Annotated in this window: 8 protein-coding genes and 3 tRNA genes; 4 read left to right on the top strand and 7 right to left on the bottom strand. The window is 71.5% G+C overall.

Going from position 1 to position 12344, the window contains the following annotated elements; all coding sequences use genetic code 11:
* The 4 genes from V9U70_RS10910 to V9U70_RS10895 form a co-directional block, all read right to left on the bottom strand.
* On the bottom strand, nucleotides 1-625 hold a 625-nt coding region (locus V9U70_RS10910; RefSeq protein ID WP_336672611.1), incomplete at its 3' end, for an IS110 family transposase.
* 533 nt (nucleotides 626-1158) lie between these two features.
* Nucleotides 1159-1232, bottom strand: a tRNA-Ile gene (locus V9U70_RS10905).
* A gap of 223 nt (nucleotides 1233-1455) precedes the next feature.
* A tRNA-Asn gene (locus V9U70_RS10900) sits at nucleotides 1456-1528 on the bottom strand.
* 5 nt (nucleotides 1529-1533) lie between these two features.
* Nucleotides 1534-1606: transfer RNA gene (locus tag V9U70_RS10895), tRNA-Asn, on the bottom strand.
* Between the two features lie 182 nt (nucleotides 1607-1788).
* Here V9U70_RS10895 and V9U70_RS10890 point away from each other — a divergent pair.
* The 4 genes from V9U70_RS10890 to V9U70_RS10875 all read left to right on the top strand — a co-directional run bounded on the left by V9U70_RS10890 (nucleotide 1789) and on the right by V9U70_RS10875 (nucleotide 7582).
* A complete protein-coding gene (locus tag V9U70_RS10890) occupies nucleotides 1789-2091 on the top strand; it encodes a YtxH domain-containing protein (RefSeq protein WP_336674310.1) in 303 nt (100 codons plus the stop codon).
* Nucleotides 2092-2235: 144 nt separating this feature from the next.
* Nucleotides 2236-3687 carry an FGGY family carbohydrate kinase gene (locus tag V9U70_RS10885; RefSeq protein ID WP_336674309.1) on the top strand — a complete coding sequence of 484 codons (1452 nt, stop codon included), beginning with the start codon at nucleotides 2236-2238 and terminating at the stop codon, nucleotides 3685-3687.
* 233 nt (nucleotides 3688-3920) lie between these two features.
* Complete coding sequence (locus V9U70_RS10880; protein ID WP_336674308.1) at nucleotides 3921-5654, top strand: ABC transporter ATP-binding protein; 1734 nt, start codon at nucleotides 3921-3923, stop codon at nucleotides 5652-5654.
* A complete protein-coding gene (locus tag V9U70_RS10875; protein WP_336674307.1) occupies nucleotides 5654-7582 on the top strand; it encodes an ABC transporter ATP-binding protein in 1929 nt (642 codons plus the stop codon). Before V9U70_RS10880 ends, V9U70_RS10875 begins: the two co-directional genes overlap by 1 nt.
* A 42-nt stretch (nucleotides 7583-7624) precedes the next feature.
* Here the strand turns inward: V9U70_RS10875 and V9U70_RS10870 are convergent, their stop codons facing one another.
* The 3 genes from V9U70_RS10870 to V9U70_RS10860 all read right to left on the bottom strand — a co-directional run bounded on the left by V9U70_RS10870 (nucleotide 7625) and on the right by V9U70_RS10860 (nucleotide 12339).
* Entirely contained in the window at nucleotides 7625-8707 is a 1083-nt protein-coding gene (locus V9U70_RS10870; protein ID WP_336674306.1) for an RNA polymerase sigma factor, read from the bottom strand.
* A 194-nt stretch (nucleotides 8708-8901) separates the two neighbouring features.
* Nucleotides 8902-10845: a DNA primase gene (gene dnaG, locus V9U70_RS10865; protein WP_336674305.1), complete on the bottom strand. Its 1944-nt coding sequence runs from the start codon at nucleotides 10843-10845 to the stop codon at nucleotides 8902-8904.
* A 234-nt stretch (nucleotides 10846-11079) separates the two neighbouring features.
* Nucleotides 11080-12339 carry an NAD(P)/FAD-dependent oxidoreductase gene (locus V9U70_RS10860; protein WP_336674304.1) on the bottom strand — a complete coding sequence of 420 codons (1260 nt, stop codon included), beginning with the start codon at nucleotides 12337-12339 and terminating at the stop codon, nucleotides 11080-11082.
* Nucleotides 12340-12344: the final 5 nt, after the last annotated feature.

Raw genomic sequence — 12344 nt, 5'->3', positions numbered from 1 at the left:
TCGGGCGGATCAGTTCCACGAGTCTGCGGCGACCGGCTTTGCGCAGGGCGGCCGGGGAGCCGTAACGCTCCAGGAGCCAGGTGACGGCCTGGTGGTCCAGGCGCGGTCCGAGGACGCGTTCGAGGCTGGGGTGGAACTGGGTGAGCAGTCCGCGTATCCGGTTGCTGGTGCGGGTGGTCTCGGCCGCAAGGTCTTGGTCGAAGCCGACGAGTACGGTGAGCTCGGCGGTGATCTCGTCGGTCAGCTCCAGCGAGCGCAGGGTGTGTGGCATGGTGCGGGCCGCGTCCGCGATCACGGCCGCGTCCTTGGCGTCGGTCTTGGCCTCGCCGGGGTAGAGGTCGGCGATCCGGCGCATCGCCAGGCCGGGCAGGTAGGCGACCTTGCAGCCCGCATTGCGGGCGACGGTCAGGGGCAGGGCGCCGATGGAGGCAGGCTGGTCCACGATCACCAGGACGGTGCCGAACTTCGCGGCCAGTTTGTCGAACACGGCCCGCAGCTTCGGCTCGCTGTTGGGCAGCTGCTTGTCGAAGACCTTTTTTCCGGCCGGGGTGAGCCCGTGGCCGTGATGGGTGCTCTTGCCGACGTCCAGGCCGAGGAACACGCCCACGTCTTCGGTGTCGAACATGCCGCCCTTCCAGAGGGTGTTGTCGGTGCCGGCCTCGGCTTCGGTGTCGTACTCGCGCATCCACGTTATGCAGACCTGCCATCCGCGAGCTGTCCGGCGTTGCGCCGGACGGGGTGGCGGCCGGACCTCTGATCAGCGTCTCCGACGGACACCTCCCGGGCCCGGTGACACCACCCCCCAGGTCATCCGTTCGACAGGGGGACACAGTCATGCCGGGCCCGGAGGCCAGCGGCCCCATTGCAGGACCGCGAAAAACATAACGGGGATCCGGCCCACACTCGATCTCGACTCCACTGAGCAGAGCGCCGGTAGGGGCCGTCTGCTCGGCTGGGCCGAAGATCGGTGGGAGCGATCCGCCCGACACTCCCAGGAAGCAGCTGCCACGAAACGTGAGGTCAGAGACGTCCAGGGCCTATTCTCCGTGTGCCAGGACCCGCGTTCGCCATACACCCGCAAGGCGACCGCCACACGCCAAAGCGCCCCAGAAAAACGCGTTTCCCCAGGCCAGAACGATTCTGCCTGGGGACGCTCGGTGGGGCGGGTGGGACTCGAACCCACGGCCGACGGATTATGAGTCCGCTGCTCTAACCGGCTGAGCTACCGCCCCGTCTCGGCGTGGCGCGTACAAGTGTGCGCCCCGTCTGCCGCAGCATAGCCGGTCATACGATCTCTCGCTTCGGGTGGCCGGCTTCGCCCGATCTTGAGGACCGGGCTGCGTGCCGCCCGGTTCCCTGCGGGGCGCAGGGGACCCGAAAGAGTGGTCGCGGGCCCCTCGCCGCGCCGTGTACGGGCACACGAAAAAGGACCCCGAGGGGCCCTCTTCCGGATCGCTCCCCCGACTGGACTCGAACCAGTAACCCTCCGGTTAACAGCCGAATGCTCTGCCAATTGAGCTACAGGGGATCGCGCTCCCCCGACTGGACTCGAACCAGTAACCTGCCGGTTAACAGCCGGCTGCTCTGCCAATTGAGCTACAGGGGATTGCTGCGGTGCCTCGAAAGCGTACCTGCCTGGCGGCTGCCGAGCGGCGCGCGTTCGCTGCGACACATACATTAGCGCAAGCAGGGGGGTGCTCCGCCAATCGGTACCGCCCGGGGTGATCTCGGGTGATCGCGGGTAGGCGGGCTGCACACGTCGGACCAAGCGCAGGAAGGGTGGCAGCCATGCGGTACCGGCTCACGTTCATCGCCGGAGTGGCCCTCGGTTACGTGCTCGGCACGCGAGCCGGGCGCGAGCGTTACGAACAGTTGAGGAAGTCGGCCCGGCAGTTCACGGAGAACCCGGCCGTGCGGAACGCCGCCGAGAGCGCCGCGCACAGCGGCCGGGACATCGCCGGCAAGGCGTACCACTCGGTCAGCGACAAGGTCGGGGACCGGGTTCCCGCCTCCGTGGCCGAGCGGGTCCGGTCGCTGCGGGAGCGGAGCAGCCAGAACGGCGAGGACGACTGGGGGACCACCAACATTTAGGGGCGCTCGGCCCAGACCCGCTGGACGCCCCCGAGAGGCGGCCGGGCGCCCTCCGCGCGTCGGGGGGCGCCCGGACCGTTTCCGGGACCCGCTCGTGTTCGACGGCGGTTACGGGATTTTCCCGGAGTGCGGCAGAATCGCCGTATGGGCATAGTCGCGGGGTTGGACAGTTCTTCCGCCTTCACTCACATCGTCGTCTGCGACACGGACACGGGAGCCGTGCTGCGGCAGGGGTACGCCGCTCATCCGATCGAGGCCAAGGCCACCGAGGTCGATCCGCAGGCCTGGCTGCTCTCGCTCGGTGAGGCGGCCTCCGGCGGGCTGCTCGAAGGGGTGCAGGCCATCGGCGTCTCGGCCCAGCAGCACGGGCTCGTGCCGCTGGACCACCAGGGCAATCTCGTACGCCCGGCCCTCCTCGGCAACGACCGGCGGGCGCAGGCCGCCGCGGCGGGGCTGATCGACTCGCTGGGCGGACGGCAGGCCTGGGCCGAGGCCGTCGGGTCCGTGCCGCAGGCTTCGCAGCCGGTGGCCAAGCTGCGCTGGCTGGCGCGGCAGGAGCCGGAGAACGCGCAGCGGGTCGCCGCGGTCCTCCAGCCGCACGACTGGCTGGTGTGGCAGCTCCTCGGGCGGCCGCACCGCCGGATCACGGACCGGGGGGCGGCCTCCGGCACCGGTTACTGGTCGGCCGGGTCCGCTTCCTACCGGCCCGACCTGGTGGAACTCGCGCTCGGCCACTCCGCCGCGTTGCCCGAGGTGCTCGGCCCCGCGGAATCCGCCGGGATGACGCCGGAAGGGCTGCTGATCTCCGCGGGCACCGGCGAGACGATGGCGGCGGCCTTCGGGCTCGGGGTCGCGGTGGGCGACGCGGTGGTGTCGCTGGGGGCCTCCGGGTCCGTGATGGCGGTCCATCACGAGGCGCTCGCCGACCCGACCGGGATGATCACCTCGTTCGCCGACGCCACCGGGATGCACCTGCCGGTGGTCCACACCTCCAACGCCGTACGCGCACTGCGCGGCACCGCCGAGATGCTCGACGTGGACGGCCCGGAGGAACTCTCCGCGCTCGCCCTGAAGTCGACGCCGGGCGCGTCCGGGCTGGTGCTGCTGCCGTATCTGGAGGGGGAGCGCACTCCCCGGCTCCCGCACACCGCGGGCACGCTGAGCGGGCTGCGGCGCGAGTCGATGAAGCCGGAGCACCTGGCGCGGGCCGCGTTCGAGGGGATGCTCTGTTCGCTGGCCGACGCCCTGGACGTGCTGCGCGGACGCGGGGTGGAGGTGCGCCGGGTCTTCCTGCTGGGCGCCGCCGCCGAGCTGCCGGCCGTACAGGCGCTGGCCCCGGCGGTGTTCGGCACCCAGGTCGTGGTGCCGCAGCCCGCCCAGTACGCGGCGATCGGTGCGGCGCGGCAGGCGGCCTGGGCGCTCGGGGTGTCGCAGGGCGTCTGCGACCCGCGTACGCCCCCGGCCTGGCAGGGCGCGGCCGCCCAGGTGCTGGAGCCCGGCGAGGAGTCGGCGAACGGGCAGGCGGTGCGCCAGCAGTACGGGGCCACCCGGGACCAGATCCACCCGGGGGCCTTCGACGGCGTGCACCCGGAGTGAAGCGCACGCCGGGGGCGTTCCGGCGCCGGGCCGCCCCGGGCCGGGTGGGCGGGCTCCGGCCTCGGCGCGACCCCGCGCGCACCGGCACGCGTCCCTGCGGCGCGCACCCGGGGCGGGGCCACGCGGGCGTGCTCCTGCCTTGACCGGGGTTTGGGGAAAAGGGTTCGCTCGCGGAGTACGGCGTACGCGAAACTGGGGCGGCTTCTGCCTGCCGCCGACTCCGAGAGACCCGCGTGCTCATAAAACTCCTGCGGGCCCACCTGGGCCCGTACAAGAAACCCATCGTGCTGTTGGTGTTCCTCCAACTGCTCCAGACCTGCGCCACCCTGTACCTGCCCAGCCTCAACGCGGACATCATCGACAACGGTGTCGTCACGGGGGACACGGGGTACATCCTGGAGTTCGGCGGTCTCATGATCGCCGTCAGCGTCCTCCAGGTGCTGTGCAACGTCGGCGCCGTGTACTACGGGGCCCGGACCGCCTCCGCGCTCGGGCGGGACGTGCGGGCGGCCGTCTTCGACCGCGTGCAGTCCTTCTCGGCGCGCGAGCTCGGGCGTTTCGGGGCTCCGACGCTGATCACGCGGACCACCAACGACGTCCAGCAGGTGCAGACGCTGGTGCTCATGGGGTTCACCCTGATGGTGTCGGCTCCGATCATGTGCGTCGGCGGCATCATCATGGCGCTCGGCCAGGACGTGCCGCTGTCGGCGGTGCTGCTGGCGGTCGTGCCGGTGCTCGGCGTCTCGGTCAGCGTCATCGTGAAGAAGATGCGGCCGCTGTTCCGCACGATGCAGGAGCGGCTGGACGGGGTGAACCGGGTGCTGCGCGAGCAGATCACCGGCAACCGCGTGATCCGCGCCTTCGTGCGGGACGGCTACGAGGAGAAGCGGTTCCGGGGGGCGAACACCGAGCTGACCGATGTGTCGGTGGCGACCGGGCGGCTGATGGCGTTCATGTTCCCGACGGTGATGACGGTGGTCAACCTGTCGTCGATCGCCGTCGTGTGGTTCGGTGCGCACCGCATCGACAGCGGCGGGATGCAGATCGGCGCGCTGACCGCCTTCCTCGCCTATCTGATGCAGATCGTGATGGCCGTGATGATGGCCACCTTCATGTTCATGATGGTCCCGCGCGCCGAGGTGTGCGCCGAGCGCATCGAGGAGGTGCTGGGGACCGATTCGAGCGTGGTGCCGCCCGTCGCACCGGTCACCGAGCTGCGCCGGCACGGACATCTGGAGGTGCGGGGCGCGGAGTTCCGCTACCCGGGCGCCGAGGAGCCGGTGCTGCGGGCGGTGGATCTGGTGGCCCGGCCCGGCGAGACGACCGCGGTCATCGGCTCGACCGGCAGCGGGAAGTCCACACTGCTCGGTCTCGTGCCCCGGCTGTTCGACGTGACGGACGGCGCGGTGCTGGTCGACGGCGAGGACGTGCGGACGCTCGATCCGGTGCTGCTGGCCAAGACGGTGAGCCTGGTGCCGCAGAAGCCGTACCTCTTCTCGGGGACCGTCGCGACGAACCTGCGGTACGGGAACCCGGACGCCAGTGACGAGGAGCTGTGGCACGCCCTGGAGGTGGCGCAGGCCAAGGAGTTCGTCGAGGCCCTGGAGCACGGGCTCGACGCGCCGATCGCGCAGGGCGGCACCAATGTGTCGGGCGGACAGCGGCAGCGGCTCTCCATCGCCCGGACGCTGGTGCAGCGTCCGGAGATCTACCTCTTCGACGACTCGTTCTCTGCGCTGGACTACGCGACCGACGCCGCGTTGCGCGCGGCGCTGGCGCGGGAGACGGCCGGGGCGACCGTGGTGATCGTGGCGCAGCGGGTGTCCACCATTCGTGACGCGGACCGCATCCTCGTGCTGGACGAGGGGCGTCTCGTGGGGTCGGGGACCCATCACACGTTGATGGCCGGCAATGAAACGTACCGGGAGATCGTTCTCTCCCAGCTGACGGAAGCGGAGGCCGCGTAATGGCCGGTCCGGGTGGACGGATGATGGCCGGGGGCGCGCCCACCGACCGGTCGACGGACTTCAAGGGGTCGGGCAAGCGGCTGCTGAGGCGGTTCGGCCGGGAGAAGTCCTCGCTGTATCTGATGCTGGGCGCGGTGACGCTCAGCGTGGCGCTCTCCGTGGTCGGCCCGAAGATCCTCGGGAAGGCGACCGACCTCATATTCGCGGGGGTCGTCGGCCGCGGGACGCCGGAGGGCGCCACCAAGGCGGAGGCGATCGAGGCGCTGCGGGCGGAGGGCAGCGGCTCCATGGCCGACATGCTCTCGGGGGTCGACTTCACCCCGGGCGAGGGCATCGACTTCGGGGCGGTGGGCGACGTCCTGCTGCTGGCGCTGGCGGTCTACGTCGGCGCGGGGCTGCTGATGCTCGTCTCCACGCGGGTGTCGATCCGGGTGATCAACCGGATCGTGTTCCAGCTGCGCGAGGACCTCCAGACGAAGCTGGCGCGGCTGCCGCTGGCGTACTTCGACCGGTCCAAGCGCGGTGAGGTGCTCAGTCGGGCGACCAACGACATCGACAACATCTCGCAGACACTCCAGCAGACGATGGGCCAGCTGATCAACTCGCTGCTGACCATCGTCGGCGTGCTGATCATGATGGTCTGGATCTCGCCGCTGCTGGCTCTGGTCGCCCTGCTGACGATCCCCTTGTCGGTGTTCGTGGCGACCCAGGTCGGCAAGCGGTCTCAGCCGCAGTTCGTGCGGCAGTGGCAGGTGACCGGGCAGCTCAACGCGCACGTCGAGGAGATGTACACGGGGCACAGCCTGGTGAAGGTCTTCGGCCGGCAGGAGGAGTCCGCGAGGGGCTTCGCCGAGCAGAACGACGCGCTGTACGAGGCGGGGTTCAAGGCCCAGTTCGCCACCGGGGTCATGCAGCCGCTGATGATGTTCATCTCGAACCTGAACTACGTGCTGGTGGCCGTGGTCGGCGGGCTCCGGGTCGCCTCGGGCGCGCTGTCGATCGGTGACGTCCAGGCGTTCATCCAGTACTCGCGGCAGTTCTCGATGCCGCTGACGCAGGTCGCCTCGATGGCCAACCTGGTGCAGTCCGGCGTCGCTTCGGCGGAGCGGGTCTTCGAGCTGCTGGACGCCGAGGAGCAGGGCCCGGACCCGGTGGACGGCGAGCGGCCGAAGGAGCTGCTGGGCCGGGTCTCGCTGGAGAAGGTGTCCTTCCGCTACGAGCCGGAGAAGCCGCTGATCGAGGATCTGTCGCTGAGCGTGGAGCCGGGGCAGACCGTCGCGATCGTCGGTCCCACCGGTGCGGGCAAGACGACGCTGGTCAACCTGCTGATGCGGTTCTACGAGGTGACCGGCGGGCGGATCGCGCTCGACGGGGTCGACGTGGCGCGGATGTCGCGGGACGACCTGCGGTCCGCGATCGGCATGGTGCTCCAGGACACCTGGCTGTTCGGCGGGACGATCGCGGAGAACATCGCGTACGGCGCGGCGCGCGAGGTCACCCGGGAGGAGATCGAGGAGGCGGCGAAGGCGGCGCACGCGGACCGGTTCATCCGGACGCTGCCCGACGGCTACGACTCGGTGATCGACGACGAGGGCACGGGGGTCAGCGCGGGCGAGAAGCAGCTGATCACCATCGCGCGGGCGTTCCTGTCCGATCCGGTGATCCTCGTTCTCGACGAGGCGACCAGCTCGGTGGACACCCGGACCGAGGTGCTGATCCAGAAGGCGATGGCGCGGCTCGCGCACGGGCGTACGTCGTTCGTGATCGCGCACCGGCTCTCCACGATCCGGGACGCCGACGTGATCCTGGTCATGGAGGGCGGCTCCATCGTCGAGCAGGGCACGCACGACGCGCTGCTGGCCGCCGGCGGGGCCTACGCCCGGCTGTACGCGTCGCAGTTCGCCGAGGCGCTGGCCGAGGTGGACTGAGGCGAGGGGCGAGGGGCCGGGGCAGGTGCTCCCGGCCCCCGGTCAGTGGAGGTAGCCGCGGAGCTGGTCGGCGAAGGCGTGGTCCCGCAGCCTGTTGAGGGTCCTGGACTCGATCTGGCGGATGCGTTCGCGTGTCACGCCGAAGATCCCGCCGATCTCCTCCAGGGTGCGGGACCGCCCGTCCTCCAGCCCGTACCGCAGCTGGACGACCTTGCGTTCGCGTTCGCCGAGGGTGGAGAGCACCGCCTCCAGGTGTTCGCGCAGCAGCAGGAACGCGGCGGACTCGACGGGCGAGGCCGCGTCGCCGTCCTCGATGAGGTCGCCGAAGGAGACGTCGTCCTCCTCGCCGACCGGGGCGTGCAGGGAGACGGGCTCCTGGGCCAGGCGCAGGACGTCGGTGACCCGCTCCGGGGTCAGGCCGAGCTCGGCGGCGACCTCCTCCGCGCTCGGCTCGAAGCCGCGTTCCTGGAGCATCCGGCGCTGGACCCGGACGACGCGGTTGATCAGCTCCACGACATGGACCGGGACGCGAATGGTGCGGGCCTGGTCGGCGAGGGCCCGGGACATCGCCTGGCGAATCCACCAGGTCGCGTACGTGGAGAACTTGTAGCCCCGCGCGTAGTCGAACTTCTCCACGGCCCTGATCAGCCCGAGGTTCCCCTCCTGGACCAGGTCGAGCATCGTCAGCCCGCGGCCCACGTAGCGCTTGGCGACGGAGACGACGAGGCGGAGGTTGGCCTCGATGAGGCGGCGTTTGGCCGTGCGGCCCATGACCACCAGCCGGTCGAGGTCGACGGCGAGCCGGGAGTCGAGGTCGGGGGTGGTCGCGAGGCGTTCCTCGGCGAGGAGTCCGGCCTCGACGCGGCGGGCGAGCTCGACCTCCTCCGCGGCGGTGAGCAGCCGGATGCGGCCGATCTCGCGGAGGTACTGCCGGAAGAGGTCGGAGGTGGGGCCGCCGGTGTCGGCGCGGTGGCGCGGCTCGGGGAGGCGGGCCGACTCCACCATGACGGCCTCCGGCGCGTCCCCGGTCGGGCCCGGGGCTGACTCCGGGTGGCGCCGGGCCCGGTGCTGTGCGGGGATCGCCGCGATGGGCTCGGTCGTGGTCGTCGCGGTCCGGGTCTGCACGGGGGCGACCTCCAGGTGATCGCTGCCGGATGGCGGGGCGGAGGCCGGCCCCGGCGGACCGGGCGCGCTCCGATGACGCAGGCACCGCCTTCAGTGTGGGGTACGACACACGGCTGCCACGAGGGTCGTGCGGTGACTTTTTGAGTTCGGACGGTTACCGGCCGATGGGCGTCCCGGCGGCGGGAGCGGGCCCGTCAGAGGGCGTCCGCGCCCTTGGCGCGGAGGGACTGGGCGTACTGCTGGAGCACCCAGACCTCGTTCTGCGCGGCCGCCAGGTCTTCGGGGGCCACGTGGCTGCCGAGGCGGGCGAGGCTGCCCTGGACGTCGTTGATGCGGCGGTCCACGGCGCGCAGCCGGACCTGGACGAGCTGCATGCCCGCATAGGTCTCGTCGATGTTCTTGCCGCGGAACACCTCGACGGCCAGCTCGGTGACGAGGTTGCGGACGGTGTCGTCGGGGGCGGCGTCCATCACGGCGACAAGGTACTCGCGGTTGTCACCGAGCCCCTGCTCGGCGCCGCCCGCCTCCTCGATGCACCGGCGCACGGCCGCGTAGGGCGGGGCGGTGAACTCGTCCGTGCCGTACGCGTCGAAGGCCGGGGAGACCAGGGCGGGCTTCTGGAGGGCGAGCTTGAGCAGCTCGCGCTCGGTGCGGTGGGCGGGGCTGCGGAGGTTCAGCGCGGGGCCGGAGAAACCGGCGGGCGCGGGCGCGGACTGCCGCGGTGCTCCTGGGCGCGGCCCCTGGGCGCCGTTGCGCGGGCCCTGGGGGCCGCCGCGGCCGCCGCGCTCCCCTGGGTCGCCGCCCTTGTCGCGGGCCCAGCGGGCGAGCTGGGCGACGCGGTGGACGACGAACTCCTGGTCGAGGATGCCGACGAGCCCGGCGAGCTGCACGGCGACCTCGCGCTGCACACTGCTCGTCTTGATCTTGGCGACGACGGCGGCGGCCTCGTCCAGGGCGGCCGCACGGCCCGCGGGGGTCTCCAGGTCGTAGCGGCCGACGATCTGGCGCAGCGCGAACTCGAAGAGCGGGGTGCGCGGCTCGACCAGGTCCCGCACGGAGTCGTCGCCCTTGGCGAGCCGCAGGTCGCACGGGTCCATGCCGTCCGGGGCGATGGCGATGTACGTCTCCGCGGCGAACTTCTGGTCGTCCTCGAAGGCGCGCAGGGCGGCCTTCTGACCGGCGGAGTCACCGTCGAAGGTGAAGATCACCCGCGCGCTGCCGTTGTCCATGAGGAGGCGGCGCAGGATCTTGATGTGGTCGTTGCCGAAGGCGGTGCCGCAGGTGGCGATGGCCGTGGTGACCCCGGCGAGGTGGCAGGCCATGACGTCGGTGTAGCCCTCGACGACGACGGCCCGGCTGGCCTTGGCGATGTCCTTCTTGGCCAGGTCGATGCCGTACAGCACCTGGGACTTCTTGTAGACGGGGGTCTCGGGGGTGTTCAAATACTTCGGGCCGTTGTCGTCGTCGCGGAGCTTGCGGGCGCCGAAGCCGACGATCTCCCCTGCGGTGTCGCTGATGGGCCACATCAGCCGGCCGCGGAAGCGGTCGATGGGGCCGCGGCGGCCGTCCTGGGACAGCCCGGAGGTGATCAGCTCCTTGTCGCTGAAGCCCTTGCCGCGCAGATAGCGGGTGAGGTGGTCCCAGCCGGCCGGGCTGTAGCCGACGCGGAAGTGGGTGGCGGCAGCCTGGTCGAAGCCGCGCTCGGCGAGGAACCTCCGCCCGATCTCGGCCTCGGGGCTGTCGAGCTGGGCGATGTAGAACTCGGCGGCGGCCTGGTGGGCCTCGATCAGCCTGATGCGTTCGCCGCGCTGGTGGGAGGGGTTGTAGCCGCCCTCCTCGTAGCGCAGGGTGATGCCCGCCTTGGCGGCGAGGCGCTCGACCGTCTCCGAGAAGGAGAGGTGGTCGATCTTCATCACGAAGGCGATCGTGTCGCCGCCCTCCTGGCAGCCGAAGCAGTGGAAGAGGCCCTTGCCGGGGCTGACCTGGAAGGAGGGGGACTTCTCGTCGTGGAAGGGGCAGAGTCCCTTGAGGTTGCCGCCGCCCGCGTTGCGCAGCTGGAGGTATTCGGACACGACGGAGTCGATCGGGACCGCGTCCCGGACCGCCTTCACGTCGTCGTCATTGATCCTGCCTGCCACGGGTGAAGTCTACGGGTGGGGGCCGACAGCCGAACGCCCACCGGGCTGCGCGCGGAGGTGAGCCATCGGGCCCGGGGCGGGCGGGCGCGTACGGCGGGGTCTGCCGGGCGTGCCGTGGCGCCCGGGGCCGGGCCGGGTGACGGCCTTCCCTCCCGGCGCTCCCCGCCACCGGGGCGGGGCGGCCGGGCCTGCGGCGCCCCGGTGGCGGGGGGGGCGCTCCGGGGCGGGCCGTGCTCAGAGCAGGGTCTCCAGGGGGACCGACGGGTCGGCGAGCGCCTCCGGGTCGTGTTGCCGGCCCTCGCGGATCAGCTCCTGGATCGTTTCGGTGACGTCCCACACGTTGACGTTCATCCCGGCCAGGAGGCGGCGGTCCCTGAGCCAGAACGCGATGAACTCCCGCTTCCCCGCGTCGCCCCGGATGATCACCTCGTCGTAGCTGCCGGGCGGGGCCCAGCCGGAGTACTCCAGGCCGACGTCGTACTGGTCGGAGAAGAAGTACGGGACACGGTCGTACGTCACGTCCTGGCCGAGCATGGCGCGGGCGGCGGCCGGGCCGGCGTTCAGCGCGTTGGCCCAGTGCTCGACGCGCAGCCGTTCGCCGAGCAGCGGGTGGGCGGCGGCGGCGACGTCCCCGGCGGCGTAGACGTGCGGGTCGGAGGTGCGCAGCGAGGCGTCCACCGCGATGCCGCCGCCGTGGGACCGGTCGACCGTCTCCAGCCCGGCGGCCTCGGCGAGGGCGGAGCGCGGGGCGGCGCCGATCGCGGCGAGGACGTCGTGGGCGGGGTGCTCCTCGCCGTCGTCGGTGCGGGCGGCGAGGACCATGCCGTCCTGGCCGGTGATCTCGGTGAGGCGGGCGCCGAAGTGGAAGCGGACGCCGTGCGCGCTGTGCAGTTCGGTGAAGATCTGGCCCAGCTCGGGGCCCATCACCTGGTGCAGCGGGGTGGCGTGCGCCTCGACGACGGTGACCTCGGCCCCGTACCCGCGAGCGGCGGCGGCGACCTCCAGGCCGATCCACCCGGCTCCGGCGATGACGAGGTGGCCGTTGTCGCGGCCGAGGGCGGCCAGGACGTTGCGCAGCCGGTCGGCGTGGGCGAGGCGGCGCAGATGGTGGACGCCGGCCAGGTCGGTGCCCGGGACGTCGAGGCGGCGCGGTTCCGAGCCGGTGGCCAGGAGCAGCTTGTCGTAGTGGATGACGGTGTTGTCGCCGAGCTGCACGGTCCGGGCGTAGCGGTCGAGCGCGGTGACCGGCTGGCCGAGGTGCAGCTCGATGTCTGAGCCGGCGTACCAGGCACGCTCGTGCGTGAAGACGGCGGCGCGTTCGGCCGAGCCGGTCAGGTAGCCCTTGGAGAGCGGCGGCCGTTCGTAGGGGTGGTCGCGCTCGTCCCCGATGAGGATCACCCGGCCGGTGAACCCTTCGGCACGAAGTGTTTCGGCCGCCTTCGCCCCTGCGAGTCCTGCTCCGACGATGACGAACGTGCGATGTGCGTCGACCACTTGAT

This window comes from Streptomyces pratensis (assembly GCF_037137275.1).
Lineage (GTDB): Bacteria > Actinomycetota > Actinomycetes > Streptomycetales > Streptomycetaceae > Streptomyces > Streptomyces pratensis_B.
This window is presented reverse-complemented; position numbering and strand designations above follow the sequence as displayed.